General features: G+C 47.8%; 31 protein-coding genes, 1 tRNA gene and 2 pseudogenes. 10 read left to right on the top strand and 24 right to left on the bottom strand.

The window, feature by feature from the left end; all coding sequences use genetic code 11:
- Positions 1-27 precede the first annotated feature (27 nt).
- A complete protein-coding gene (locus tag H3L97_RS01090; RefSeq protein WP_143269104.1) occupies positions 28-303 on the top strand; it encodes a hypothetical protein in 276 nt (91 codons plus the stop codon).
- A gap of 272 nt (positions 304-575) precedes the next feature.
- Here H3L97_RS01090 and H3L97_RS01085 read toward each other — a convergent pair whose 3' ends face one another.
- The 22 genes and pseudogenes from H3L97_RS01085 to pssA form a co-directional block, all read right to left on the bottom strand.
- Positions 576-1,262: a uracil-DNA glycosylase family protein gene (locus H3L97_RS01085; protein WP_097113751.1), complete on the bottom strand. Its 687-nt coding sequence runs from the start codon at positions 1,260-1,262 to the stop codon at positions 576-578.
- Complete coding sequence (gene rimI, locus H3L97_RS01080; RefSeq protein WP_179655790.1) at positions 1,256-1,675, bottom strand: ribosomal protein S18-alanine N-acetyltransferase; 420 nt, start codon at positions 1,673-1,675, stop codon at positions 1,256-1,258. Before rimI ends, H3L97_RS01085 begins: the two co-directional genes overlap by 7 nt.
- Before the next feature lie 186 nt (positions 1,676-1,861).
- Positions 1,862-4,045, bottom strand: a complete 2,184-nt coding sequence (locus tag H3L97_RS01075) for a RelA/SpoT family protein (protein ID WP_097113749.1) — start codon at positions 4,043-4,045, stop codon at positions 1,862-1,864.
- Positions 4,046-4,158: 113 nt separating this feature from the next.
- Complete coding sequence (locus tag H3L97_RS01070; RefSeq protein WP_097113748.1) at positions 4,159-4,734, bottom strand: hypothetical protein; 576 nt, start codon at positions 4,732-4,734, stop codon at positions 4,159-4,161.
- Between the two features lie 207 nt (positions 4,735-4,941).
- Positions 4,942-5,385, bottom strand: a complete 444-nt coding sequence (locus tag H3L97_RS01065; protein ID WP_218839675.1) for a type II toxin-antitoxin system YafO family toxin — start codon at positions 5,383-5,385, stop codon at positions 4,942-4,944.
- Positions 5,382-5,615: a hypothetical protein gene (locus H3L97_RS01060; RefSeq protein ID WP_097113747.1), complete on the bottom strand. Its 234-nt coding sequence runs from the start codon at positions 5,613-5,615 to the stop codon at positions 5,382-5,384. The genes H3L97_RS01065 and H3L97_RS01060 overlap by 4 nt, the downstream gene beginning before the upstream one ends.
- A gap of 476 nt (positions 5,616-6,091) precedes the next feature.
- Positions 6,092-7,837 (bottom strand): DUF927 domain-containing protein, encoded by a 1,746-nt coding sequence (locus H3L97_RS01055; RefSeq protein ID WP_097113746.1) that lies wholly within the window; start codon positions 7,835-7,837, stop codon positions 6,092-6,094.
- A gap of 16 nt (positions 7,838-7,853) precedes the next feature.
- Positions 7,854-8,906: a toprim domain-containing protein gene (locus H3L97_RS01050; RefSeq protein ID WP_097113745.1), complete on the bottom strand. Its 1,053-nt coding sequence runs from the start codon at positions 8,904-8,906 to the stop codon at positions 7,854-7,856.
- Positions 8,907-8,910: 4 nt separating this feature from the next.
- Positions 8,911-9,240 (bottom strand): hypothetical protein, encoded by a 330-nt coding sequence (locus H3L97_RS01045; RefSeq protein ID WP_097113744.1) that lies wholly within the window; start codon positions 9,238-9,240, stop codon positions 8,911-8,913.
- Positions 9,241-9,245: 5 nt separating this feature from the next.
- Positions 9,246-9,509: a hypothetical protein gene (locus H3L97_RS01040; RefSeq protein WP_097113743.1), complete on the bottom strand. Its 264-nt coding sequence runs from the start codon at positions 9,507-9,509 to the stop codon at positions 9,246-9,248.
- Positions 9,510-9,705: 196 nt separating this feature from the next.
- Complete coding sequence (locus H3L97_RS01035) at positions 9,706-10,002, bottom strand: hypothetical protein (protein ID WP_097113742.1); 297 nt, start codon at positions 10,000-10,002, stop codon at positions 9,706-9,708.
- A 146-nt stretch (positions 10,003-10,148) separates the two neighbouring features.
- Entirely contained in the window at positions 10,149-10,520 is a 372-nt protein-coding gene (locus tag H3L97_RS01030; protein WP_097113741.1) for a hypothetical protein, read from the bottom strand.
- Positions 10,517-10,741 (bottom strand): hypothetical protein, encoded by a 225-nt coding sequence (locus H3L97_RS01025; protein ID WP_097113740.1) that lies wholly within the window; start codon positions 10,739-10,741, stop codon positions 10,517-10,519. Before H3L97_RS01025 ends, H3L97_RS01030 begins: the two co-directional genes overlap by 4 nt.
- 388 nt (positions 10,742-11,129) lie before the next feature.
- The gene (locus H3L97_RS01020; protein WP_179655783.1) at positions 11,130-11,270 is read right to left on the bottom strand and encodes a hypothetical protein; all 141 of its coding nucleotides are present in this window, start codon (positions 11,268-11,270) and stop codon (positions 11,130-11,132) included.
- Between the two features lie 314 nt (positions 11,271-11,584).
- On the bottom strand, positions 11,585-11,815 hold the full coding sequence (locus tag H3L97_RS01015; protein ID WP_097113738.1) for a hypothetical protein: 231 nt from the start codon (positions 11,813-11,815) through the stop codon (positions 11,585-11,587).
- Positions 11,812-12,036, bottom strand: coding sequence for a helix-turn-helix transcriptional regulator (locus H3L97_RS01010; protein WP_034294982.1), 225 nt, complete (start codon positions 12,034-12,036; stop codon positions 11,812-11,814). The genes H3L97_RS01015 and H3L97_RS01010 overlap by 4 nt, the downstream gene beginning before the upstream one ends.
- A 745-nt stretch (positions 12,037-12,781) precedes the next feature.
- Positions 12,782-13,966 (bottom strand): annotated as a pseudogene (locus H3L97_RS12195) (tyrosine-type recombinase/integrase).
- Positions 13,967-14,183: 217 nt separating this feature from the next.
- Positions 14,184-14,268: transfer RNA gene (locus H3L97_RS01000), tRNA-Leu, on the bottom strand.
- A 129-nt stretch (positions 14,269-14,397) separates the two neighbouring features.
- Positions 14,398-15,422: pseudogene (gene queA / locus H3L97_RS00995) on the bottom strand (tRNA preQ1(34) S-adenosylmethionine ribosyltransferase-isomerase QueA).
- Positions 15,423-15,663: 241 nt separating this feature from the next.
- Positions 15,664-16,332 (bottom strand): thermonuclease family protein, encoded by a 669-nt coding sequence (locus H3L97_RS00990; protein ID WP_097113736.1) that lies wholly within the window; start codon positions 16,330-16,332, stop codon positions 15,664-15,666.
- 168 nt (positions 16,333-16,500) lie between these two features.
- The gene (gene nhaA, locus H3L97_RS00985; protein ID WP_097113735.1) at positions 16,501-17,634 is read right to left on the bottom strand and encodes a Na+/H+ antiporter NhaA; all 1,134 of its coding nucleotides are present in this window, start codon (positions 17,632-17,634) and stop codon (positions 16,501-16,503) included.
- On the bottom strand, positions 17,627-18,424 hold the full coding sequence (gene pssA / locus H3L97_RS00980) for a CDP-diacylglycerol--serine O-phosphatidyltransferase (RefSeq protein WP_097113734.1): 798 nt from the start codon (positions 18,422-18,424) through the stop codon (positions 17,627-17,629). Before pssA ends, nhaA begins: the two co-directional genes overlap by 8 nt.
- Before the next feature lie 315 nt (positions 18,425-18,739).
- Between pssA and dnaE the strand changes: the two genes are divergently transcribed.
- Complete coding sequence (gene dnaE, locus H3L97_RS00975) at positions 18,740-22,219, top strand: DNA polymerase III subunit alpha (protein ID WP_097113733.1); 3,480 nt, start codon at positions 18,740-18,742, stop codon at positions 22,217-22,219.
- Positions 22,220-22,354: 135 nt separating this feature from the next.
- Here the strand turns inward: dnaE and queC are convergent, their stop codons facing one another.
- Together queC and H3L97_RS00965 are read right to left on the bottom strand one after the other, a co-directional pair.
- Positions 22,355-23,020: a 7-cyano-7-deazaguanine synthase QueC gene (gene queC, locus H3L97_RS00970; RefSeq protein ID WP_097113732.1), complete on the bottom strand. Its 666-nt coding sequence runs from the start codon at positions 23,018-23,020 to the stop codon at positions 22,355-22,357.
- Entirely contained in the window at positions 23,013-23,231 is a 219-nt protein-coding gene (locus H3L97_RS00965; protein WP_179655782.1) for an NF038104 family lipoprotein, read from the bottom strand. The genes queC and H3L97_RS00965 overlap by 8 nt, the downstream gene beginning before the upstream one ends.
- Before the next feature lie 207 nt (positions 23,232-23,438).
- Here H3L97_RS00965 and H3L97_RS00960 point away from each other — a divergent pair, with 207 nt between their 5' ends.
- From H3L97_RS00960 to H3L97_RS00925, 8 genes are all read left to right on the top strand, one after another.
- Positions 23,439-23,966 carry a disulfide bond formation protein B gene (locus H3L97_RS00960; RefSeq protein ID WP_097113826.1) on the top strand — a complete coding sequence of 176 codons (528 nt, stop codon included), beginning with the start codon at positions 23,439-23,441 and terminating at the stop codon, positions 23,964-23,966.
- 4 nt (positions 23,967-23,970) lie between these two features.
- Positions 23,971-24,573 carry a nicotinate (nicotinamide) nucleotide adenylyltransferase gene (gene nadD, locus H3L97_RS00955; RefSeq protein ID WP_097113729.1) on the top strand — a complete coding sequence of 201 codons (603 nt, stop codon included), beginning with the start codon at positions 23,971-23,973 and terminating at the stop codon, positions 24,571-24,573.
- Between the two features lie 86 nt (positions 24,574-24,659).
- A complete protein-coding gene (locus tag H3L97_RS00950; protein ID WP_097113728.1) occupies positions 24,660-24,926 on the top strand; it encodes a BrnT family toxin in 267 nt (88 codons plus the stop codon).
- A complete protein-coding gene (gene brnA / locus H3L97_RS00945; RefSeq protein ID WP_097113727.1) occupies positions 24,913-25,167 on the top strand; it encodes a type II toxin-antitoxin system BrnA family antitoxin in 255 nt (84 codons plus the stop codon). Before H3L97_RS00950 ends, brnA begins: the two co-directional genes overlap by 14 nt.
- A gap of 13 nt (positions 25,168-25,180) precedes the next feature.
- A complete protein-coding gene (gene queF / locus H3L97_RS00940) occupies positions 25,181-25,654 on the top strand; it encodes a preQ(1) synthase (protein WP_097113726.1) in 474 nt (157 codons plus the stop codon).
- Positions 25,655-25,683: 29 nt separating this feature from the next.
- Positions 25,684-26,130: a hypothetical protein gene (locus tag H3L97_RS00935; protein WP_143269103.1), complete on the top strand. Its 447-nt coding sequence runs from the start codon at positions 25,684-25,686 to the stop codon at positions 26,128-26,130.
- Between the two features lie 94 nt (positions 26,131-26,224).
- On the top strand, positions 26,225-26,506 hold the full coding sequence (locus H3L97_RS00930; RefSeq protein ID WP_097113825.1) for a BrnT family toxin: 282 nt from the start codon (positions 26,225-26,227) through the stop codon (positions 26,504-26,506).
- Positions 26,493-26,789, top strand: a complete 297-nt coding sequence (locus H3L97_RS00925) for a BrnA antitoxin family protein (protein WP_097113724.1) — start codon at positions 26,493-26,495, stop codon at positions 26,787-26,789. The genes H3L97_RS00930 and H3L97_RS00925 overlap by 14 nt, the downstream gene beginning before the upstream one ends.
- The last annotated feature ends 96 nt before the right edge of the window (positions 26,790-26,885 follow it).

Raw genomic sequence — 26,885 nt, 5'->3', positions numbered from 1 at the left:
TTCTGTATTCCTTAAAACTGTTTAAGAATGAATAAACGGCTTGTGCCGTTAAGCTTTTTACTCAATGGTCAAGGGGTCATGTTGCGCCCTTCAACCTTTTGCGAATGCCTAAATATAATGCCTTTGGGCAAAAAAAACAAACTTATTCTGCTTTTTTTACGGTTGTTTGTGTGGGTCTGTGGTTTTTTTTTAACATTTTTTGGGTTAATTTGTTTGATTTTGTTGTGTTTTTATTTTTGGGGCGGTGGTTTTTTCTTTTTTTGGGGCAATGTTGTTTTTTTACAAAAAAGGCTTGCAGGCTGAAACTTTTGCAAAACTCGGTTCGCAAGGGCAGATTTCATATTTGCCCTGTTTAGATTTGCAGAAATTTTTATTTTTGGGACACCATGTAGGGTGCAAATTGTTGCACCAAGTCCATGTTTTATCAGGAAAATGGTGCAACAAGTTGCACCCTACACTTGTCCTGTTTTTACATAAATTGAAAAGAGGCGGATATGAAATCCGCCTCTACATCAGTTTAAAGGTAGGTTTTGCAAAGGTTTCAGGCTGCCTGAATGGGGTGGGGCAAAGGCTTTTTATGCGTTGTGGGCTAAATGGGCTTGGAGGCGTTGTAGGGTTTCCCATGCGGGGCGGCGTAGGGTGCTGTCGCGCTGTATGCGTAGGGGGTGGGAAATGATGAACACGGGGGTGTCGCCTGCCATTTGTGTGATGAGGGCTTGCATATTGGGGCGTTGGAAATCATCGCCCAGCAGCAAAATGGCTTGGGCTTGGACGGTGTTTTTTTCGTGCTGAATTTCATTGAGGGCGGCGGCAAACATTTCGGGTGTGGGGCTGATGTGTTGTGGTGGCAGATTTTTTATCCAGCAACTGTATTGCACTTGCGCGATGGGTAATTGAATGGCGGCAAACATTTTTTGCAATAATGCGCCGTCTTCGCCGCTAAACAGGCGATTAGCGCTGATGTCTTGCCATGTGGGACACGCGCTCAATACGAACAGGCGGGCGGGGTGCAGGCTAATCTGAAAATGGGTTGTGGGTTGGGTGGCTTGAATGGGTTTGGCGATTGGAGTGGGGGTGGATTCGGTTTTTTGTAAAAAGGCGATGAGTTGTTGTCGGGCTTGTGGATTGGGGGTTTTGTGTTTTTTTTCAGGCTGCCTGAATGTGTTGGGGGTGGGTTGGGCGATGATTTTTGCGCTGTTTTTCAGCCACATTGCGCCCAAGCCGAGTGCTTCGTGCAGATGAATGTATCGGGAATTTAGCATGATTTTTCCATGATGATGGCGTGTTCGTTGCCGTAGTAGTTGTTGCGTTGGGCGATGATGTGAAAGCCGTGTTTGGCATACAATTTTTGTGCGGCAAGGTTGCTTTGGCGTACTTCTAAAAAAAAGCGGTTGTTGGGGTTGGCTGCCAGCATTGTGTTGATGAGTTGGCTGGCGAAACCTTGTTGGCGATGGTTTGGGGCGGTGGCAATCAGGTGCAATTCGGTTTCGTTAAACAGGGTTTGCCACACGATGAAGGTGCAGATTTCGCCTTGTGTTTCGCCTAGCCAAATGTGGGTGTGGGGCGATTGCAGGCTGCCTGAAAATTGGGCGATTTGCCAAGGGTGGGGGTTGTTGTATTGGTCTATGTGTGCCAAGCTGGGCAAGTCGTGGGCTGTGGCGGGGCGTATGTGCAGCATGGTAAATGGGGGGGGTTAAATGGGTTAGGGGCTAAATGGGGTGCGAACACCTTAAAAATAAGATAAGTGTAGGGGCAACTTATTGCACCATTTTCCTGATAAAACATGGATTTGGTGCAACAAGTTGCACCCTACTTGGTATCCCATTTTGTATTTGATTTACCTATCAGGCAGCCTGAACGCTCACAAACGCACCACGCTGTTTACGCCTTTGACTTCGGCTAGGCTGGCTAAAATTCGTGGTAATTCAGCCACTTGTTTCACTTCCAATGTGAAACGCATGCTCGCTTCCAAATCGCGCGTTTGGGTGTGAACGGCGGTTACGTTTACCTTGTGTCGCGCCAAGCTGTCTGAAACATCGCGCAGCAAACCGTTGCGGTCTTGGGCGCGGACTTCAATGTCTATGGCATAAATTTGCCCAGCATTCAAATTTGCCCAACTGGCAGGCATCACTTTTTCGGGCGATTGCCGTGCCAAATGCTCAAAATCGCTGCAACCTTGTCGGTGTATGGACACGCCTTTGTCGCGCGTTACAAATCCCACAATCAAATCGGGCGGTGCGGGTTTGCAACATTTGGCAAGATTGGTCAGCAAGCCGCCTTCGCCATCGACCAACACGCCATTTTTGCCGCCTGCCTGAATTTTGGATTTTTTCACAATCGTGTTTTCGCTAATGGGCGTGGGGGGCGGCACGTCCAAAGCACCTGCTGCTTTTTGAATGGCGCGTGGCGACACTTCGCCTTGCCCAATGGCGGTGTACAAATCGTCAAGCTGCCTGAAACCCAATTCTTCGCACAAATGCTGTTGATTGGGTTTGGGATTGATTTTGGCGATGACTTTATCAAATTGGTTTTTACCGTCTTCGCGTATGGCTTCGGCATTTTGCTGGCGGATAAAGGCGCGGATTTTGCTGATGGCTTTGCTGGATTTAACCCAACCTTCGTGCAACCAGTTTACAGACGGCACGCCTTCTTTGGCGGCAATGATTTCCACGCGCTGACCGTTTTCCAATGGGGTGGAAAGTGGCACGATTTTGCCGTCCACTTTTGCGCCGCGACAACGGTCGCCCAAATCGCTGTGCAAAGCATAGGCAAAATCAATCGGTGTGGAACCCGCAGGCAGCGAAAACACTTTACCGTGTGGTGTGAGAACGTAAATGGTGTCGTTGAACAATTCGGTTTTGAAGGCGGCTGCCAAATCTTCTTTGCCGCTTTCTGCCATGTTTTCGCGCCAATCCAAAAGTTGTCGCAACCATGCGATTTTTTGTTCGTAGGCGGCATCGCCTTGTCCGCCTTCTTTGTATCGCCAGTGGGCGGCTACGCCAAATTCGTTGAATTCGTGCATTTCTTTGGTGCGGATTTGCACTTCTATGCCTTTGTCTTCGGGCCCCACGATGACGGTGTGCAGGGATTTGTAGCCGTTGCCTTTGGGATTGGCGATGTAGTCGTCAAATTCACCGGGAATGGGTTGCCACAAAGAATGCACAATCCCCAAAGTCGTATAACATTCGGGTATGGTGTTCACCAACACGCGCACGGCGCGAATGTCGTATAAGCCGTCAAAATCCAATTTTTTCTTGACCATTTTTTTGTAAATGGAATAGATGTGTTTGGGGCGACCTGCCACATCGCATTCTATGCCTGCTTGATGGACGGCATTTTTCAGGCTGCTTAAAAAGTTTTCTATGTATTCTAGGCGTTCGGTGCGTTTTTCGCCCAATAATTTGGCGATGCGTTTGTATTCATCGGGGTTGTAGTGGCGGAATCCCAAATCTTCAAGCTGCCATTTGAGTTGCCACACGCCCAGTCGGTTGGCGAGTGGGGCGAAAATGTCCAGCGTTTCTTTGGCAAGGGCGCGTTTGTTGGGGCTGTCGGGGATTTGTCCCAAATATTGCATGGTGCGCGTGCGCAACGCCAATTTGATGATGACCACGCGAATGTCTGACACCATTGCCAGCAGCATTTTGCGCATGGTTTCGGCTTGTTGGGCGCGTTCTTCGGGGGTGGCGAGGCTGTCCACTTTGGCAAAATGGGTGAGCTTTTGCACTTCGTCTATGCCTTTGACCAACATGGCGATGTTTTTGCCGCATTGTTCGCTGATGGTGTTTTCCCAATCGGGTAGGTGGGCGGAAATGTCGGTGAGCAGCGTGGCGGCAACGCTTTCGGGCAGCAAATCCATTTCGGCAACCATTTGGGCTGCACCCAAAAAGCGTGGCAGCAAGGGTTCGCCTGCTTCGGTGCTGACGGCGTTTGCGGGATAATGCTGTTGTGCCAATTTGAAGGCTGCCTGAATGGATTGTTTGTCGTTTTCAGGCAGCGTGTTGCTGTATTCAATCAACCAATTTTGCAAGGTGGGATAATCGGTCATAATGACATTCCTTAATACAGGGCAAGAATGCTGGGATTGTAGCCCCATGTTTTTGTCTGTTCAAGCAAAAAAACCGATGATTTGGGGTCATCGGTTTTCAAGCAAAATGGGGGTTATTCCACCAAAAAGGCGGCTTCGGCAGCCACTTCAATTTGCGGCATGAGCAAACGCGCTTGGTGCAAAATCAAGCCGACATTATTTGACGCCACATCGGCTTCGGTGCAGGCAAACACGAAAACGCGATGGTCGTTGCTGTGGGCGCGCAACAGCACATACAGGCTGCCTTCGCCGCGAATGACCATTTCGTTAAAATTGCTTTTGTCCACATCTTGCGCTTTAAATTGTTTGAATGCGGCAGACATTTTCAACAAATTGGGTGCGGTAAACAATTCGGCAACGGTGGCGGCAACCAAGGTCAAAATTTCTGATGGAAAGGGCGTACTGGTTTCAATGCCGATTAAGCGATTGTGTTGGGTGTCCACATAGGCGATGGCTTGGCAGCCTTGAATTTCAGCCAAGCTGCGTTTGAGAATTTCGCTCAATGCCGCCGACATGGGGGCAATGCTGACGCTGGGTTTGGAATCGGGTAGGGTAGGGGTGGGAGTGGGGCTGTGGTGTTTGAAATAATAAGCCGCCACCAACAGGCATGCGATAACAAGCAATGTGATAATCAGTTGAGAAACAAGCATTTTATTCTTCTTTTGAGTTGAACATTCATTTTCAGGCAGCCTGAAAACAAGGAAAGGTATTTTAACGCAATTTCTTTTTTATGCAAAGGAAACAAGCACAAGGCGAAAACAGTGGGGAGAGGGTTTGAAGTTGTTGCTTGGAGGCGGTCAATGTGATGAACCACAAAAAACAGCCTTCTTCAGGATTCAGGCTGCCTGAAAATTCAATTAGGCAATGATTTCGTGATGATAAATGTATTGCTCGGCAATTTTGGCAAAATTACGCATGATTAAGCGGTGTTGTTCGGTTTTCATTTGGGCGATTTCATGTGCGAATGGCTCGTTTAAAATGTCAATCAACAAAAAGCGGTTGCCGTCTTGCACATACACCAATGCGCGGTTGCTGGTACGCCTTGCACCTGTTTGCCAGTTGCGTTGCCATTTGGCTAATTGGGTGGTGTCGGTAAGCGGCAATAAATGCACATGGCGCAAAACATACGGCTCGCCATTCACTTGTGGCGTGGTGTACGCGCCGTCTTTGCCAAACAGGTAGAAATCATTTTCGCCTGTTTCCCCTGTGCTTTTCCATTGCCTAAATTCGCTGATAAACACATCGGCGTGGCGCAATGATGTACGCAAATTTGCGGTTATGTCCACACGCAATATCATCATAACTCTTTCATGCCATAACGTTGCAAAATGGCTTCATCATTGAATTGGGGCGATGTATTGATTTCGGTCATCAATGCGATTGTTTCGGGGGATAATTCGGGAATGGCTCGCTCTGTTGGGTTAAATTGTGCTACGGCAGCAGCAATCACTTGTTCTTGTGTTTTGCCTGTTTGGGCTGCCAAAAATGCGATACGCTCGCTTAATTGTGGGGGAAGTGTGATTGTGGTCATGGTGCTGTTTCCTTGTTGTTCTTGATTTGATTTTAGAATAGGGGCTTGTGCCGTGCAAGCGAAAAAAACCAGTCGTCAAATCACATTTGATGACTGGTTACGCATTTTCGAGTGGCATGGTGGGGGTATTTTTTGGGGTGTTTTCTGATACCCCCAAATATACCCCCTGCATTGGGTTAATTCAATAAGGTTGCATTAGGCGATTTTAGACAGGGATAGGCGATAAAATACCATTTACTTGAATTTAAGTGATTGAAAGCATAAAAATAATTAGACACGATTAGACAAAAATAGACGTAAAAAACAGCCTTATTCAGGCGCCAGAGAGACACAAATTAAGTAACTAAACATTTTATTTTAAATAGAAAATTTAATAAAATTTTTCTTTTTACCAACAAATTTACCAACATTATGCAAAAGTCATGCAATTTTTTTGGCTGGTGTTGCGTGAATTATACGATACACCAGCCACGCTGTTAATCATCAAATAGGCTTTCAATATTTGGCAACTCCATACCCAATAACACATAATACCGCCCTTTTTGAAAGCGTTGTTGTTTCCAGCCTTTGCCGCTTTTGGGCTTTTGCAACCAGCCTACTTTATGCAAAACCAAGCAGCCTTGTTGCGTATCGGTATGGCGTAAAACTTCATCTTCAAACACGCTAGGCACTATCCAAAACTCTTTACGCTTGGCTTTCTCGTTTATTTCGCGGAAATAGCCCGCGTGGTCGTGATTAACAAAAGGATTATTCCATTCTACAAAACGGCTGCTTTCGCCATACAACTGCATAAAGTTTTCTGTTTGGTCTAAAATGGCGCGGGTTTCATAATCCATATTGCCATTGATTGAAAACCAGTCATCAAAACATTGCTTTATGCCCGCCATACCCACACCAGCCGCAAGCCCTGTAATCTCATTTGCCAATTCCAAAGCCGCCGCCACAATCGCAAAACGCCGTGCCACACGCAAGGCTTGCCCATTCAATTCAGGCAAAATTTGCATAAACGCATTGCGGGCAGCCTGTATGCGTTCCACGTCCAAAGTAAGCAGTTTTTCAATCCATGCCGCGCCCGCCGCGCCGTGTTGCTGATTTATGGTGTGTAGTAGGTGGTCGGACAATGCCGCGCCATTGTGAAAACCGTGTAAATGGTCGTACACCCCATAGCGTACCATTGCGGGCAAACTGGGCAAACGTACCGATTGCCCCGCCTCCCACTTCATGCCGCCGCGTTCAATGTAATTTTTTAAATCGTATTCGCCTGTTGAAAAAATCAAAATGCGCCATTCGGATTGTTGGCGGTTGCCGCCGTCTTTTGCGCCTTGCAATTTGGATTTGCCGTTGATAACGGAATAGGTGGTTTTGGCAATGATATGCGGCTCACATTCGGCGATTTCGTCCAACACCATGAAATTGTCGTTGCGGGCAAGCGCGGCATTGGCAAAACCCAAAGCTGTACCATTCCATGCGTTTTTAATCTTTTCAGGCTGCCCCCAAACCGATAAGCCCACTTTGGCGGCGGTGGTTTTGCCGTCTGAACTTTTGCCGTAAATGTGGAAACCGCCGTTTTGTTCACCCAATATTGCCAACAAGGGCGCGGCTAATGCTGTACCGATTGCCAAACACAAACGGCTGTTGCCCGCCGCATATCGGCTAACTTGCGCTTGCCATTCTTTCAGGCTGCCTGAAACGCAAAAGGCGGCGGCTTGACTGGTGTCGCCATTGTATAGGGTTTGTGGGGTGTTTTTGTTTTTATTGTTTTGTTTTGTAATGATTTTTCCGCTTGGTAAAATGTAATCTGTACCATGCCAACCTGCTTTATCCACAATATAAAAGGGGCTGGTGTCGCCTTGTGTTTGCAAATAATCGGCAAGCAATTCACGTTTGCGCCGCCCTGCGTGAACGGTAATGCCGCGTTGTTGCAAACTTTGAAAACCTGTATTGGTGCCAATATCCGCCATTCTCAGGGCGGCTGTTTGGGTTTGGTGTGAAAAGCTGTCTTGCCATGCAATTACGCGATAATGATTGCCCGCCGTGTCTGTACCGCGCCCAATAATGCGGATTGGGTCGGATAAACGAACAGGCGGCTTTTCGCTTACATTGCCGTTGCTGTCTGTGGCAATGCTGATGTGGTAAACACCGTTGCGGGTGCAATCATAATAGGGCTGAATGCTGGCTTGTTCAAATTCGTTCAATGGATTGTTTTGTGATTGTTTTTCCATGATTTTTCCTTTTTGTTTATGATTGTGGCTGTGAATGGCGGCGGTGGTATTCGTCTAGTGCGTCTAATCCCGCCGTTTCAGGCTGCCAAATGTGGGCGGTTAAGCCCTGTTTAATGGCGCGTACTGCCAAATCATGTGCCGCCCGAAAACCTGCTCTGTTGTGGTCGTTGTCGGCGCAAATGTAGATTTCTTGTACACCAGCAGGAATTTCAAAGCCACGCATACCATTGGCACTCAATGCGGCTACGGTGGGCAAACCAAATAGGGCGCGGGCGGCTAATGTGGTTTCCACACCTTCTGCGATTAACAGCCGCCCTTTATCGTCTGCCCGTTCCATGTGTACCGCCGCCCCTTTCAGGCTGCCTGAAAAGCGGGAAAACATCTTTTTGGCGGGCAATGGCTCATTGGTTTGCGGGTGCGTGATATTGAGTTTGCGCCATGTGTTGCCGTCTTGTTGTAAATAGGTTTGGTGCAAGCCCTGTAATTCGCCATTGGGCAATGTGATTGCTGCCACCATGCAAGCAAACCGCCCCATGTGCAAAGGCTGATTAGTCCGTACATCTTGCGCCCAATAATCTGCTACCGTTTCCCGAATGGCGGCGGCGGGCAATGCCCATTCAGGCAAACCACGCCCCGCCAAATACGCCATAATCGCGCCATTGCGTGTTACCGCATGGGCAGCCTGAAAACGTTGCTGCAATTCGGATAAGCGGTCAATGGTGGGTTTGGGCGATGATGTGGCGGTTTGGCGCGGCTGGTGTGGCATGGGTGCATGGTTATTCATGCCCAATACGGCGGCAACTTCTTTCACGCTCTCATTGAAATTCAAGCCAAACACCAGCATAAGCAAATCAAAGCCACTTCCGCCTTGCGGTGTGCATTGGCTGCAAATAAAGCCGCCATTGCCCTGAAAATCGGTGTAGCGGTAACGGTCTTTGCCGCCACACGCGGGGCAGGGTTGATGTTTGCGTTTATCGGTCAAATGGGCGGGCATACCAAGCGCGGCGTGAATGGCTTGCCAATTGCATTGCGCGGCGGCTTTAATATCCTGCAAAGTGTGTTGAAACATGGTCTTAATCCTGTGTGGTAAAAATATAGCGGGCGGGGTTGGCTTGGTCTTGTGTGATAACGGTTTCGGCTGATGTGTTTTCATCATCATTGTTTTCAGGCTGCCTGAATGTTTCAGCGCGTGAAAATTTGGCGGCTAATTGCGTTTCAAGGCGGGCATAAATGCGTTGCTCCACATCAAGCTGCCTTTCCAAATAGGCAATCTCGTTTTCACATTCGGCGGCGTATTTGCGCCATTGTTGCAATTCGTGGCGACAAGCCAAACCAAGCCAAATGCCGCCCCAAAACAGCCCAATGATAAATGCCAGTAAAATATGCAAAGAGTTGATTTCCATGATTTTTATACCTTGTTGATTTCGGTATGGGTTTCGTGAATGACGGTTTGCGTGTGGCGGTGCGTGATTTTTACACCGTAACGTGTCGGCTCTTGGCTGGTGTGAACATCGTTTTGCACCATAACGCGGCTGCTTTGTCGCCAAACACGCGGCAAAGGTGGCAGCAAAGACACGATTTTTGCCAGCATGGTCGGACTGGGTTCACGCCGCCCTTGTGCGTATGGCGAAGTGCTGCGGCGAATTGGGGTAGAACGTTTATTTGTGAACATTTTGAATTTTCCTGTGGTTTTATGGCTGCTTAAAAATAGAGTACTTATTACTGCTGCCCTGCTGACAAAACAGCCCTTTTCAATCAAAAACACTTTGGGGGGATAGGGTTAGGCGATAGGGTAGGGCGGTTTAGGCAGCCTGAAAGGGGATTTTCAGGCAAAGCAACACGCCGCCGCCCTGCTCCTTTTATTTTGTTTACTGTTTAATGACTGGCAATAAATCGCCCCTGAAATAAGCTGCCAGTTGTGCCATGCCTTTGTGCGTGATGTGAATGCGTGATACTTGGCAGCCGTATTCATTGCCGCCACATTCCTGATAAGCCAAATCCAAATTCACGGCGGCTGGCGTGGCGTGAAATGGGAAAATACCGCGTTCAATCCAGCCCAAAAATTGCAAGGCGGCTTTCAGTTCTTTCACGCTCACGCCCAAAGCGGCGGCGGGCGCATTCAATGGTGGGGTGTAGTGGGTGGGTTTTTGGTGGGGTAACGTCATGGTTTCAATCCTTGTTTCAGGCAGTCTGAAAATTACAAATCATTTAAAATCAAATACTTGTGAAATATTCAGCTTGCAAGAAAGCTGCCTTGCTGGTGTGGCAGCAAAGCGGCTTTACTCAAATTGTGGAAAGGGGGGATTACGAATTAGCAGCCATTGGGCGGCGGGAAAGTGTCATCTGCCACAATGGGTGCGGCGGCAATATGGGCTTTACGGATATGGGGTGTGATTGTGTCCAGCGTGTACGCCATTTCTTGCACCGCCCGCCCGAAAACCATTAACGCCGTATGGCTGGTGTTGTAGGGGTCGTCCATGTAATCAATGCGTTCCATGCCCAACATTTCGGCGATGTTGCCCAAATGGTAAAGGCTCATAAAAACATTGTCTTGCAATACTTGAATATCGGCGGCGGTGTATTCGCCATTGCTGCATTTTTCGGAAATGGCGCGGTTGGCAATATCCAAAAATGTGCCTAATCCGCATGAATGGCTTTTGAATGGGGGATTGCGTTCAGTCATGACACACCCCCGCCAATCACACGGCACACCAGCCAAACACCACACATGCCGCCTTGAATGACAAAACGGTCATGTTGGTAATTGCGGGCGCAATATTCGGTGTATGCGCTGGCTTTTTTCAGGCAGGAAAAGCGGCGTACAGTTTGCACGGTTAATGTGCCAATGGCGCGGCGGTGTGTGGCGCATTGGCGCGGGCGGGGAAAAATAGGGGATTGAGACATGAGAATTTGCCTTTTCACGTTAGGTTATTCAACCCGCTTACGCTGCTAAACGCAAGGCGGGAAACAAAAGGGCGGGTTAGCAGACTGGAAACGTGTACCAGCGAGCCATAAGGCTCCCCGCCCCCTGTTTCCCATAAAAAAGGCAAGACAAGGGGAAATGCAAACCATGAAAATGCCGCTTGTGGTTCTCTGGTGTGCAAGACACGCGGGAACGCTGGGGCGGCTGGTTTGCCACGTTTTCAGGCTGCTAAACCTGATTGCTTGATTGAAAGCAATGCGGTTATTTTGCGCCCTGTTGTTGGGTTCGTCAAGTGTTTTTTGGGGCAATCGCTGCCAATGGCTTAAATTGGCGTTTGTAGGCGATTTACTGTGTGGGTGGTGTGCCACATCATGCGCGGGCATAAATGGCGTTTTGGGCGCGTTTGGGTGCAATGGCGGGGCATGGTTGCGATTTGGGGTGTTGCGCCGCCGTTTTTCTGTTTTCAGGCAGCCTGAAAAATGTGCCTGAAAAAAGTGTATATATATGCAAAAGGTGGTTGTTATGGTTGTTAGGTTGTTATGAGCGACTTAATTCATTGTTTTAAAATGAAATAGTCATAACAACCTTGCTGAAAATAGGTTGTTATAAGCCGTTTTTGGTTGCTATGAATATTTGTAAGTATTTGATTTTAAAAATATAACAACCATAACAACCACATATCAACCAACATAACAACCTATCGGGCTGCTTAATTTAATGTTTTTAATGGATTTTTTTACGCATAACAACCATAACAACCTATTTTTAACAAAATACGCGATTGCATTTTGTCAAAAAAATTAAGCGATTGATTTTTATCAAATTCACGATTTTTGCGTGGTTTCAGGCAGCCTGAAAGCCATTTTTAGGGGCTGGCATTGCGCGGGAAAGGTTGTTATGCACCCTTTGGGGTTGTTATGCGTGTCTGCCATTGCCACGACTTGCCACCTTTGCGGGGCGGTCTGTTCAATCACAAACACGCCCGCATTTTCGGGGTTGGTGTGGTCGTCCACCCAATCGCAAGCTGCCTGAAAATCATCAAAAACAGGGTTCATGCGCGGTTTTCCGTGTTTAAGCGGTTGTTTTCGGCGCGTGTGGCAATCCACAAATCAATTTCGCTTTCCAGCCAACCAATTGCCCGCGCCGATAAACGAATGGGGCGCGGGAATGTGTCATCATGGCGGCGGTCGTTTGGGTTCAATTTCGCCCAAATCATGCTGCGTGAAAAGCCGCATTTCTTGGCGGTGTCATCAATGCGTAAAATGGTGTCTTTCATTTTCTTGTCCTTTGGGTTTGGTTGATAAAAAAATACGCTGGTGTGCGTTCTTGCTTTTTTAAAAATTACAAAAATTTTTCACGATTGTAAAGCCATGAAAGGAAAGGATAATTTTGCATTCGTTTTGTCATTTTTTCGCGGGATTTTTGACACTTTTCTATGCTGGTCAAAAGTCGGTCAAAAACTGCATGGATTAAATTTAGAGAAAAAATGAAAAAGATGTTTCCCTGAACCTGAAAACGGGCAGATACAAGAATGTAAACAGTAAGTAAACAGGGGTTTTAGGTTACTTGTGGAAATGATTTGAGATGTACCGTTTAAGTACCCAACTTATGAGATTTTTGAACGAAAAATACTGAAAAAATGTCTCAATTTTTCCATGTTCTTTAATGCTCAAAGTAGTAAAGTTGGTCTTTTTTATCGTCATGCTGTTTTTCAAATGATTAAATTATTTGAGTATTTTTTTTGATGTTTTTTGTGGTTTTTTTGTTTGAGTGGGGGTGGTAATCATTTTTCGGGGAATTGGGCGCGGTGTATTGCCGTGTTTTGCCGTGCATGGAAAAACACGTTAATCCACACCAGCCGCCGCGCCATTTTGATTTTTTTCGCGCAATTTCTATCACTTTTCTGTCAAATTATGATGATGATTTGATTAAAAAATCATCAAAAACGCGCATTTTTTGGCATTCAGGCTGCCTGAAAACGTGAAAAAGCCCACCTATTGAATGGGCGGGCTGGTGTTGGTTTAATTTTCGGTCGGGTAGTGGCTTTTCAAATAATCGCTGTACCATTGCATAAATTCTACGCGCTCATTCCAATATTCGGCGCGATTGTAGGCAGCGCGTACTTTGTTTTCATCAATATGGGCTAATTGTCGCTCTATGCTGTCGGGATTAAAGCCCTGCTCATTCAAAATGCTGCTTGCCAAGCTCCTAAATCCGTGCGGCGTGGCAATGCCTTTGTAGCCCATTGTGTTGATGATTTTGCCTAATGTGTTTTCGCTGATGTAGCCGCTTTTGCTGCTTGAACTGGGAAACATAAACGGCGTATGCCCCGTTATGCCGTGCAATTCGCGCAACAATTCAACCGCCCAATCTGAAAGCGGAATGATATGCGGGCGCGGGCGTTTCATTCTTTCGGCGGGGATTGTCCAAGTGGCAGCCTGAAAATCAATCTCACACCACAAGCCGCCGCGCAATTCATGATTGCGTACAAACACCAGCATAATCAATAAAATACCTATGATGTTTTGCCTTTCGGCTGGTGTGGACAATAGGCGGCGATAAAATTCAGGCAGCCTTTCACGCGGCAAAGCGGGCATATTAACCGTTTCATTTTGAGCCAAATAGCCTGACAACACGGCGGCGGGGTTGCGGTCGGTCAATTCCAACATGGCGGCGTATTTGAATACCGCGCCTATCCATTCCCTGATTTTCTTTGCCGTAACCAATGCGCCGCGCTCTGCGATTTTGTCTAACACCGCTTTCACATCTTGCACACCAATTTTATCAATCGGCAAGCCGCCAATTTGCGGGAAAACGTCCATTTCCAAACCATGCCATACGCGGGCGGCATGATTGGGTTTCCATTTGGGCGTTTGTTTTTCGTGCCATTGCGCGGCGATGGCGTGAAAGGTGTTTGCGCGGGCGGCGGCTCTTTCGGTTTTTTGTTGCTGTTTGGCGGCGGCGGGGTCTATGCCTTGTGCGATTTGTTGCTTGGCGGTTTCGCGGGCGGCGCGGGCTTGCGTTAATGCAATGGTGGGATAAGTGCCAATAGAAAGCGTTTTTTGTTTGCCGTCAAATCGGAAATTCAGTTGCTAATACTTGCCGCCGTTTGGGTGTACCACAAGGCACAAGCCGCCGCCGTCTGAAAGTTTTTGAATTTTGTCGCTGGGTTTGGCGTTTTTGATTTGGCGGTCGTTGAGTGGCATTTTTCGGCTCTGTTGGTAAAAATGAAATCGTTACCAACAATTTTACCAACACAAAATGGTTGATACAATGAAACGAAAAAGCACAATATGAGACGATTTTTAAGTGATTGTTTGTTGTGATTTTTGAAAAAAGTGTTTGAAATAAATGATTTGGTTGATTGTATGAAACGAATTGAAACGAAAAAAAAGCAACCTAAAAGGTTGCTTTTTTGTAGTTTGGTGCGGACAGAGAGACTCGAACTCTCACGCCTTGCGGCGCTGGAACCTAAATCCAGTGCGTCTACCAATTTCGCCACGTCCGCGCGCTCTTTTATAGGAGATTGGGACATTATACTGCAAATTGGGGCTTGCGCCAATGGTCTTTTGGTGTGCTGCCTGCATCGGTGGGCGCGGCTCGGCGTGGGTGTGGCGGCGCAACGCCACGTTCGCCCTTAATCTGCTCGCGCCAATATCATGGCATCGCCGTAGCTGAAAAAGCGGTATTGATGCTCAATCGCGTGCTGGTAAATTTGGCGAATGCGCGCGCTGCCTGAAAATGCCGATACCAACATCAGTAAGGTGGATTTGGGTAGGTGAAAATTGGTAATCAAACAATCAATCACTTGAAATTCAAAACCGGGTGTGATGAATATGTTGGTGTCGCCTTGACCTGCTTTCAGGCTGCCTGAACGTGCTGCCGATTCAATCGCGCGAAGTGATGTGGTGCCTACCGACCACACTTTGTTGCCCCGCGCTTTGGCTGCCTGAATTTGGGCAACTGTTTCGGCTGGCACGTCAAACCATTCGCTGTGCATTTGGTGTTCGGCAATGTTTTCTACGCGCACGGGCTGAAAGGTGCCTGCGCCAACGTGTAGGGTTACTTCGGCAAAAACGATGCCTTTGTTTTTGAGGGCGCAAAGCAGCTCTTCGGTAAAATGCAATCCTGCGGTGGGGGCGGCAACTGCGCCTTGGTGTTTGGCATAAACGGTTTGGTAGCGTTCATCGTCATCGGCTTGGGCGGTGCGTTCTATGTAGGGGGCAGGGGCAATGCGCCGTGTTGTTCGAGCAGCTCGTACACGTTCAGGCTGCCTGAAAATTGGATTTTGAACAATTCGCCCACGCGCTCCACCATGGTGGCGTGGATTGTGCCGTCAAAAATCAGCTCTGCGCCTGCTTTGGGCGATTTGGACGAACGTATGTGTGCCAATGCGGTTTGCGCGTCCAACACGCGCTCAATGAGGGCTTCAATTTTGCCGCCGCTTGCTTTTTGTCCAAACAGGCGGGCTTTCATCACTTTGGTGTTGTTGAACACCAGCACATCGCCTGCATTCACATAATCCAATAAATCGGCAAATTGTTTGTCTTCAATTTGTTGTGCTTGGGTGGCGACCAGCAATCGGCTGCTGCCGCGCACTTGGGGGGGATTTTGCGCGATGAGTTGTTCGGGTAAATCAAAATCAAATTCGGAAATGTGCATGGGGGGATTCTCGTTGTTTTTATGGGGGGGATTGGGTTTCAGGCAGCCTTTCAGTACACGACATTTTTTGATATTGCCACAAACCTGCCCCCTCCCCCTATGTAAGGGGGAGGGCTGGGGTGGGGGTTAGAAACGCAAAGAGCCACCCCCACCCTAACCCTCCCCCGCCAGAAGGGGAGGGGACAGGTTGCAGACAGTCTGAAAGATTTTTGTCGGGTAATGCAAGGCAGTCTGAAAATCATCACTCATCGTCTTGTTGATGATTTTGGCTGTTGCCCTGTGCGGCACGTTGTTGTGCGCGATATTCCCAAGGGGCTTGCGGTTTTTTGCCGTTTTGCCACAAGCCGATTTTTTGTTTTTGGGCTTGTTCAAAAGCGGCGTTGTATTTATTGTATTCGCTTGATTTTTGAGATTTTTTGGCATAGCTTTGATAATGCCATGCGTTGCCATTTTTGACCTGTTCATAATTCACGTCCAAGCCATTGATGCTGATGACGGCAACTTCGCGTTGGTATCTGTCCACATCGGTAACGTAAACCTGAACTTGCTTGCCATTGATGAGGTTTTCAAGGGCTTGGCGACTGGCAATGCCGTGGGCTTGTTTGGTTTCGGGCGCGTCAATGTAGGCAAAGCGGATTTTGTGCGTTGCACCGTGTGTGTCGGATACGGTGGCGGTGTCGCCATCTGCCACTTTGATGACTTTGGCGGCATAGGTTTGCCCCTTTTTGGCTGCGCCTTTGGGCGATGAGCCACCGTCAAATTGATTGACCACGCAAGCGGTTAAAACCGCCACGCCCAATGCTGCCCATTTCTTTTTTGTCCAGTTTTTTGGATTGGCAATGTGTTTGATGACCATGTGTTTGATTACCATGTGTTTGATGACCATATTGCCGATGTTTTTTTTTGCCATAAAATACCTAAATGATTATTGCATTTTAAAAATCGTGTTTCAGGCTGCTTTTCAGTACACGACAAAAATTGTTTGCTTGCCTGTAACCTCTCCCCTCCCCCTTGCATAGGGGGAGGGGAGTCGGTTTGTGGCAACATCAAAAAATCGTGTTTCAGGCTGCCTGAAAGCCTATTTTTGCCCCGCTTTGTGCAACACCACACACCCTGCCACACCCGACAGCAGCGACCCCAAAAACACCCCCACTTTGGCTTGATTTTGCCAATCCACACCAGCAAAAGCCAGCAAGCTGATAAACAAACTCATCGTAAAACCAATGCCGCACAACAATGCCACGCCATAAATTTGTGGGAAAGTGGCGTTTTCAGGCAGCCTTGCCCATTTCAATTTGTGCAGCAAAAACACCGCCGCCAAAATGCCGAACTGCTTGCCCACCAACAAACCCAAAGCAATGCCCAACACCACAGGCGACACCAACATCTGCCACGAAAACTCGGCAAACGACACCCCCGCATTGGCAAAACCAAAAATCGGCACAATCGCCAAAGCCACCCAATAATGCAAGGCGTGTTCCCATTTTAACGCCAGCGAATCAAAGGCATGGTCGCGGTGTTGCAAGGGCAGCGTCAATGCCAACAACACCCCTGCCAAAGTCGCGTGTATGCCCATGTTCAACACCAGCACCCACAAAATGATGCCGCCTATGATATAGGGCTTGCTGCGGTAAACCCGTTTCACATTCAAATAAAACAAGAACGCCAGCACCAACATCGCCAAAATCGCATAAAACCACACGATTTTTTCGGTGTAAAACACGGCAATAATCACAATCGCTGCCAAATCGTCCATAATCGCCAAGGCGGTAACAAAAATTTTCAGCGAAATGGGAACGCGATTGCCCAACAATGCCAATACCCCCAACACAAACGCAATGTCGGTGGCGGTGGGAATAGCCCAACCTTGGGATTGGGGCGGTTGGGTGCCGTTTATCATCAAATAAATCAATGCAGGCAGCAGCAAACCGCCCAAAGCGGCGGCGGCTGGCAAAATGCGTTTGCTGGGGCTGTTTAATTCGCCTTGCTGCCATTCGCGTTTGACTTCCAAGCCCACATACAAAAAGAAAATTGCCATTAAGCCATCGTTAATCCAATGCAGCAGGCTCAATCCCAGCCATTTGCTTTGCAAGGCGGCAAAATAGCTGCCACTGAACGATGTGTTGGCGGCAATTAAACCGAATATGGCTGCCAACATCAACACCATGCCTGCGGCAGATTCGCTGCGAATGAAATCGTTTAATTTATTCATGGTTGTGCTCGTTGCAAAGTGGGTTTTCAGGCTGCCTGTCGGTTTGCACGTTGAGTGTGGTGCCATTGAATTTGCGCCACGCATACATCACATAACCCGATAAACTGTATCCCAAGAAAAAGGCAAACAGCACCAACGATGGCTCGGTGGCGGCAATCATCAGCACCAAAACCAAAATCACCATGGTCATAAATGGCACTTTGCGTTTGACGTGCAATTCTTTGAAACTCCAAAATGGGATTTGCGCCACCATAGACAAACCCGCAAACAGGGTAATGAGCAATGCCACCCATTTAATGCCACCAAATCCGCCATAAGCATCGTCCAGCCAAATTAAGCCTGCCACCAATGCTGCTGCCGTGGGGCTGGGTATGCCAATAAACCAGCGTTTGTCCACTTTGCCAATCAAGGTGTTGAACAACGCCAAACGCAAAGCCGCACACGCGCAATACACAAACGCCACGCCATAACCCAATTTGCCAAATTCGTAAAGTTGCCAGTTGTACACGATTAAGGCTGGGGCAACGCCAAAGCTGACCATGTCTGCCAAGCTGTCTAATTGTTCGCCAAATGCGCTTTGGCTGTTGGTGAGGCGAGCCACGCGCCCGTCCATACCATCAAGCAGCATGGACACAAACACGGCAATGGCGGCGGTTCCAAAACGGTCGTGCATGGATTCGGTAATCGCGTAAAACGCTGAAAACAGTGCCGCTAGGGTAAAGGAATTGGGCAATAAATAAATGCTGTTTTGACGGATTTTGTTGATGGTTTTGGGTTGAGGGTGGGTCATTTTGAAACTCGGCTGGGGTTGAAATTGGCAGTCATTATAACAAAAAAGACTCGGTGCTTTTGGCGACTTTTCAGGCAGCCTGAAACCTTTGCAAAACCCACTTGCAAGCTGACGTAGGGGCGGATTTCATATCCGCCCTTTTTTCAATTTATTGATAAAAATGAAAATTGCCACAAGCTCAAACGGGGCAGATATGAAATCTGCCCCTACGAACCGATTTTTGCAAAAGTTTCAGCCTGAACGGGCTTTTTGGGGTGGAAAAAACGTTTTCTGTTAAAATGGACGCATTTTCCACCCAGCCCCATTGCCACGATGATGAGCGAACCCATTTACATTCCCCTGCGCACACATTCCGAATATTCCATTACCGATGGCATGGTGCGCCTAGACGAATTGGCGGAAAAAGCCGTTGAATATCAATATCCCGCCTTGGCTTTAACCGATTTGATGAACACCTTTGGTTTGGTCAAATTTTACAAAGAATGCCGAGGTGCAGGCATCAAACCCATTTTGGGTGCCGATGTGCGTGTGGAAAATTTGGCTCACCCCGAGCAAGCCCATCGCGCCTTATTGTTGGTACGCAATATGCAAGGTTATGTGCGCCTGTCGGAGCTGCTCACGGCGGCTTATGAAGCCGATGACCGCCACCTTCATCTGCCACAATTACGCGAAACATGGCTGGAACAGGGCGACAATTCGGGTTTAATCTGCTTGTCGGGCGCGCATTGGGGCGAAGTGGGCAGCCAAATTTTGTTGGGACACGATGCCGCCGCCCAAGCCGCCGCCCAAAAATACGCCAAATGGTTTCCCAACGCCTTTTATTTGGAATTGCAAAGGCTGCCTGAAAAACCCGATACCCACAAATGCGTTTCAGGCAGCCTGAAATTGGCGGCGGCGTTGGATTTGCCTGTGGTTGCCACGCACCCCACACAATTTTTGTCGCGCGATGATTTCATGGCACACGACACGCGCGTGTGCATTGCAGGCGGCTGGACGCTTGCCGACACCAAACGCCCCAAAGAATTTTTTGCCAGCCAATATTTCATTTCGCCCGAAGAAATGCAGCAGCGTTTTGCCGACATTCCCGAAGCCTTGGCAAACAGCGTGCAAATAGCCAAGCGTTGCAATGTGGAATTGGTGTTGGGCAAAAATTTCCTGCCCGATTTTCCCACGCCCAATAATATGCCCATTGACGAATACATCGTCCAATTATCAAACGAAGGCTTGCAAGCGCGATTGAAAACCCTGTTTCCCAATGAAGCCGAACGCGCCATCAGGCAGCCTGAATACCAAGAACGGCTTGATTTTGAATTAAAAACCATCATACAAATGGGCTTTTCAGGCTATTTTTTGATTGTACAAGACTTCATCAACTGGGCAAAAAACAACGGTTGCCCCGTAGGGCCGGGGCGCGGTTCAGGCGCAGGTTCACTGGTGGCATACGCCTTAAAAATCACAGATTTAGACCCCATCAAATACGCATTGCTGTTTGAACGCTTTTTGAACCCCGAGCGCGTGTCCATGCCCGACTTTGACATTGACTTTTGCCAAGCCAACCGAGGGCGCGTGATTGAATATGTGCGTGAAAAATATGGCAAAGATGCCGTTAGCCAAATTGTAACCTTTGGTACTTTATCGTCCAAAGCCGTGATACGCGATGTAGGGCGCGTGTTGCAGTTGCCGTTCAGTTTGTGCGACCGCCTTTCCAAGCTGGTGCCCGTTGTGCAAAACAAACCTTTGGCTTTAAAGGCAGCATTGGCAGCCGAACCCGAAATTGAACGCATTATTGCAGAAGAAGAAGCCGAAGAACTGCTCAATTTGGCATTGAAATTGGAAAATTTGACGCGCAACTTGGGTATGCACGCAGGTGGCGTGTTAATCGCCCCTGGTAAAATTTCCGATTTTTGTGGCGTGTATCAAGCCGATGAATCCTCATCGCCCGTGTCCATGTATGACAAAGGCGATGTGGAAGAAGTCGGCTTGGTCAAATTTGACTTTTTGGGTTTGCGCAATTTAACCATCATTGAAATGGCGCAAAATTTCATCAAACAAACCACAGGCAAAATCATTGATGTAAACGATGTCAATGTTGCCCCACTTGATGACCAAAAAGCCTACCAAATTTTCCGCGATGCCAACACCACCGCCGTGTTTCAGTTTGAATCCACAGGCATGAAAAAAATGCTCAAAGAAGCGCATACCACGCAATTTGAAGAGCTGATTGCTTTTGTGTCGCTGTATCGCCCCGGCCCCATGGCAAACATTCCCGATTTTGTGGCGCGCATGAAGGGCGAAGCATTTGAATATTTGCACCCTTTGCTGGAATCGGTGTTGTTGCCCACCTATGGCATTATGGTTTATCAGGAACAGGTAATGCAGGCAGCCCAAGTTTTGGCGGGCTACTCTTTGGGGGGGGCGGATTTGTTGCGCCGCGCCATGGGCAAGAAAAAAGCCGCAGAAATGGTCAAACAGCGCGATATTTTTGCCGAAGGTGCAGCCAAAAAAGGCATTTCACGCGAAAAAGCCGATGAAATTTTTGATTATATGGAAAAATTTGCCGAATACGGTTTCAACAAATCGCATGCGGCGGCTTATGCTTATGTGTCGTTTCAAACTGCGTGGCTTAAAGCGCATTATCCTGCCGAATTTATGGCGGCAACCATGTCCAGCGAGTTGGACAACACCGACCAGCTTAAAGCGTTTTACGATGATGCACAAAGCAAACTCAACAAAATCAAATTTTTACCGCCTGATGTCAACGAATCGTTTTACCAATTCATTCCCAATGCCAACAGGGAAATCCGCTACGCCTTGGGCGCGATTAAAGGCACAGGCGAGGCGGCAGTCAATGCCATTGTGGCGGAACGCGAACGCGGTGGCAAATTCACCAGTTTCTTGGATTTTTGTGCGCGTGTGGGCAAACAGCATGCCAATCGCCGTGTGTTGGAAGCCTTGATTCGCGGCGGTGCATTTGACAATATTGAACCCAATCGCGCCATGTTGTTGGGCAACATTGATTTGGCATTGCAACACGCCGACCAAACCGCCAGCAACGCCAATCAAGGCGGTTTGTTTGATGATTTAGACGGTGCGGTGGAGTCGGTCAAATTGATTGAGCTGCCTGAATGGTCGCCCAGCCAAAAATTGGAAGAGGAAAAGCTGGCAATCGGCTTTTATTTGAGCGGACACCCCTTTGCGCCCTACGAAACGGAAGTGCGCCAAATTGCGCGAACGCCATTGGGCAGGCTGCGTCCCACGCGATTTGGCAATACGACTTGGGTTGGGGGCTTTGTCACATCGGTGCGTACCATCAATGGCAAAAAAGGCAAATTTGTGGTCATGCAATTAGAAGACACCACAGGCAAACAGGAATTGTTGATTAGCGGCAAGTTGTTGGAACATGTGCAACAAAATGCGCGTGAACTGTTGCAAGCCGACCAAGTTGTGGTGTGCGAATGCGCCATTCGTGAAGACAAATTGGCTGGAAAAGAGGGCGAATTGCGTTTGTCGGTGGTGCAACTGATGACGCTCAATGAAGCGCGGATTTTGCGGGTTAATTGTTTGCACATTTTGGTGTCGCCACAACACGATGTGGACAAGCTGGCAACATTGCTGGCACCGCACACCGAAATCAAAGATGAAACGCAAAAGCGCATTCCCATTCGTTTTTATTATGAAGATGAGCAAGTGCGTGGCGAAATGCTGCCTGCTGCATTGTGGCGCATTCATGTGAATGGCGATTTGCTCAATCAACTGACTGATTTAATGGGCGAAGAATATGTGTGGATAAATTGAGTTTTCAGGCTGCCTGAAATCTGTTCCCTCCCCCGTCTGGCGGGGGAGGGTTAGGGTGGGGGTGGCACGTTGAGTCTCTAACCCCCACCCCAGCCCTCCCCCTTACATAGAGGGAGGGGGAGGTTCGTGGCAACATCACGATTCGCGTTCTGCCAAATATTCGCGCAAACCTTTTTCGCGCAACTGGCAACTGGGGCATTCGTGGCAACCGCCTTGCACACCCAAATAGCAAGTGTGGGTGTGTTGGCGAACATAATCAAACGCGCCCAACTGGTCTGCCAAAGCCCATGTTTCTTTTTTGGTTAAATACATCAAGGGTGTGCGGATATTGAAATCGTATGCCATCGCCAAATTCAGGCTCACATTCATGGATTTGACAAACACATCGCGACAGTCGGGGTAGCCCGAAAAATCGGTTTCGCATACGCCCACGAAAATCGTTTTGATGTTTTGTGATTTGGCATAAATGGCGGCATAGAGCAAAAACAGGGCATTGCGTCCGTCCACAAAGGTGTTGGGCAGGCTGCCTGAAACGTCAATTTGGGCATTGCTGTCCATTAAGGCATTGTTTGTGATGCTGGAAATGAGCGACAAATCCAACACGGTTTGTTTGATGCCCAAATCTTGCGCCATCCATGCGGCGCGTTCCAGCTCAATGGCGTGGCGTTGTCCGTAGTGGAAAGTGATGGCTTGCACGTTTGCCGCGCCAAATTCGGCAATCGCTTGAAACAGGCAAGTGGTGGAATCTTGTCCGCCCGAAAAAATCACCAGAGCGGCTGGTGTGGTATGGGGATTATTCATCGGATTGTTTTGCTTTCTTTTTTTTCTTGTCATCATCGTCATCGCCATCGGGAATGACGGCTTCAATCAATGTGCCTGTGCCTTTTACGGCGATTTTGCCTGCGGTTAAAACGGTGCTGGCGGCTAAATCCACCGCGCTGGCAACCACGCAACCTTGCAAAGTCAGGCTTAAAAAAACCATGAAAAATATGGGTTTGAAATTTTTTATCATGTTGGTTTCTGTGGGGAAAAGGTTTCAGGCTGCTTTAACGGTACACCATGATTTTTGCCGTTGCCAGCAATTTACCCCCTCCCCGCAAGTGTGGGAGGAGACAGATTACAGGCAGCCTGAAAACAGCCAAAACCGCGAATCATACCAAAAAAGCGTATAATGCGTGTTTGCTTGATGGAGTTTTTTAAAAATATGCACAATATCAGAATGTTAAAAGAATACCGCTTGGCGGTTTGGACGGTTTTATGGGTATCGGCTTTGGGCGTGGCGGCATCGTTTACCGCGCAATATGCGTTTGGCATGAACCCTTGCGTGATGTGCATTCAGCAGCGCGTGGCATTGATTGGCGTGGCGGTGCTGGCATGGGCGATGTTGTTGTTGGATTTGGAAGTGATTAACCGCAAAATTGCCGCTTTTGTGGCGATTGCCGCGCCAGCCGTTTTCGGTTTGTACATTGCTGCGAAACAAATTCATCTGCAAAGTCTGCCACTTATGGAGCAGCCCAGTTGTGGCGCACCGTGGACATTCCGCTTGCGTGGCGCACCATTTTTTGAGTGGTACGAGCCGATTATTCGCGGCACAGGCGCGTGTGGCGAAGTGTACAAAGTGTTGGGCGTGCCTTTGGCGTGGTGGAGTGCGGCATTTTTCAGTGCGGTGTTGATTTTGTTGCTTGCGTCTTTGTGGATAAGCAGCCTGCCTGAACCGAAAAAATACATTGCCCGTTTTGATGATTAAGTTTATGAAAAAAATAGGATTATTTGGCGGTACATTCAACCCCATACACAATGGACATTTGCACATTGCCGAAAAATTTGCCCAACAATGCGGTTTGGATTGCGTGATTTTTCTGCCTGCTGGCGAGCCGTATCACAAAAACACCGATTTGTTGCCCGCCGAACACCGTTTGAAAATGGTGGAATTGGCGATTTCAGGCAGCCCCCAATTTGCCGTGAGCGATTGCGATGTGGTGCGCGAAGGGGCAACTTATACCATTGATACCATTCAGATTTTCAAACAATATTATCCCAATGCCCAATTTTACTGGCTGCTGGGCATGGACAGTTTGCTGAAATTGCACACTTGGAAAAATTGGCAAAGTCTTGTTCGGCAAGTGAAAATGGTGGTCGCCAACCGAACAGGCGGCAATTTGGCGCAAGCACCGCGCGAATTGCATTCGTGGTTGGGCACGGCGTTGCAATCGGGCGATTTGATTTTGCTCAATGCGGAAAACAGGGACATCAGTTCCAGCGAAATTCGTGCAAATTGGGCGGCTGGCAAAAACAGGCGAAATGGGCTGCCTGAAAAAGTGGCAGATTATATTGAACAAAATCAATTATTTTGAATTTTCAGGCAGCCTGAAAAACATTTGGACATCATCAAAATGATTGCTAAAATATGCTTAATAGGTATATTTTAAGCGCAATTAACATGTTTGAATTTGAATACGACCCAAACAAAAGCCAAAGCAATCACACCAAACACGGCATTGATTTTGAAACCGCACAATATTTGTGGCAAGACCCCCAATTATTGAGCATTCCCATTCAAACAGAGCCTGAAATCCGTCATCTTGCCATTGGCATCATTGGCGAAAAACATTGGTCAGCCATTTACACGCATCGCAATGGCAAAATTCGTTTAATTTCAGTTCGCCGTTCACGTGATAAGGAGAAAATGCTGTATGAAACCCATTGATACCGAAGTTTTTGAGCGAAAGTTTGATGACAATCAAGAAGATATTTTAGAATATTTGGATTTGAGTCAAGCCACACGCGTTCATCAAAACAAAATCGCCACACGCCGCGTAAACGTGGATTTTCCATTGTGGATGCTGGAAAGTTTAGACCGTGAAGCGGCAAATTTGGGGGTTGCACGTCAAGCCTTAATTAAAATGTGGCTGTCGCAACACCTGCCACCTAATCAACAAAATATTTGATTTAAAAGAGAAAATCATGCGAAACGAACAAGAGTTACACGGCTTAACCCTGCTGGGCAACCAAAAAACCGAATACCGCAGCGACTACGCCCCCGAAGTGCTGGAAGCCTTTGACAACAAACACCCCGACAACGATTATTTTGTCAAATTCGTTTGCCCCGAATTCACCAGCCTTTGCCCGATGACGGGGCAACCTGATTTTGCCACCATTGTCATTCGCTACATTCCCGATGTGAAAATGGTGGAAAGCAAATCGCTGAAACTGTATTTGTTCAGTTTCCGCAATCACGGCGATTTCCACGAAGATTGCGTGAACATCATCATGAAAGATTTGATTAAATTGATGAACCCCAAATACATTGAAGTGTTTGGCGAATTCACACCGCGTGGCGGCATTGCCATACACCCCTTTGCCAATTACGGTCGCGCAGGCACACCGTTTGAGCAAATGGCGCGTGAACGATTGTTTGCCCACGATATGCAGTGATTTTTCAGGCAGCCTGAAATGGATATTGAATGATGAGAAATCATATTACATTAACATTGGCATTATTTGCAGGTTGGTATGGTGTTTTGCTGCTGTGTTTGTTTATTGCACAAACATTCGCTGTGTCAGCCATGCCCCATGATTTGATTTCACATTTATTGAGCATGATTTTGGTTGCCATACCTGCCGTGTATGCAGGCTGGCGCGCACACCAATTCCAACTGATTGACACAGAAGAACATCGCCATATTGCCACACGAATTGCCGTACAAGCGGTACAACTTTCCATCGGCTTAATCATTGGCATTTACATTGGTTTCACATCGGTGGACGCGCTGGTTGAACAAGGTTGGCAAATGGTGGGCATTGTAAAAGGCTTGATTGTTTTGGTCGGCTTGCTGATTGCTTACATCATAACGGGTTTGTTTGCCTATCTGATTGCCAAGCCATGTGTTCTGCTTTTTTTGCCTAAATGATTTATGGTGCGAAAGCCTGATTTTCAGGCTGCCTGAAAAACCATACAGCTTGAAGTTGTGATGATTTTGTCGTTATAATTTTGGCATGGAAAACATGATTTTTGAATGGGACGAGAACAAGGCGGAAAGCAATTTCCGAAAACATGGCATCAGTTTCGCCAATGCTGCCAAAGTTTTTGATGACCCAAATTGCATTACCCAACAAGACCGATTTGAAAATGGCGAATACCGTTGGCAAACAATCGGTATGGTTGGTTCAGAACAATTATTGCTGGTCGCGCACACTTATCTTGATGATGATGAAAATACCGTTGTTCGCATTATTTCCGCGCGTAAAGCAACCAAGCAGGAAAGGAAAAACTATGACAATCATTAGATACAAAGCCAACGAAATCCCCGAACCCACAGCAGAAGATATGGCGCGTATGGCAGCCATTCGTGATGAAGACATTGATTACAGCGACATTCCCCCTTTAACCGATGAATTTTGGGCAAATGCCAAACGGTTTAACGAACTGTATCGCCCACAAAAACGACAAGTTACCGTGCGGATTGACGCTGATGTGTTGGCGTGGCTCAAACAAGATGGCAAAGGCTACCAAACACGTTTGAATGAAATTTTGCGACAAGCGATGTTGTCCACCAAATCGGCTGGTTAATTTTGTTTTCAGGCTGCCTGAAAACAAAATTTGCATTATAATCCGTTTCCCTTTTTCACGGCTGCCCGATGTGTTCAGGCAGCCTGAAATCTTTTC

It is taken from the genome of Alysiella filiformis (genome assembly GCF_014054525.1).
GTDB classification, from domain to species: Bacteria; Pseudomonadota; Gammaproteobacteria; order Burkholderiales; family Neisseriaceae; genus Simonsiella; species Simonsiella filiformis.
This window is presented reverse-complemented; position numbering and strand designations above follow the sequence as displayed.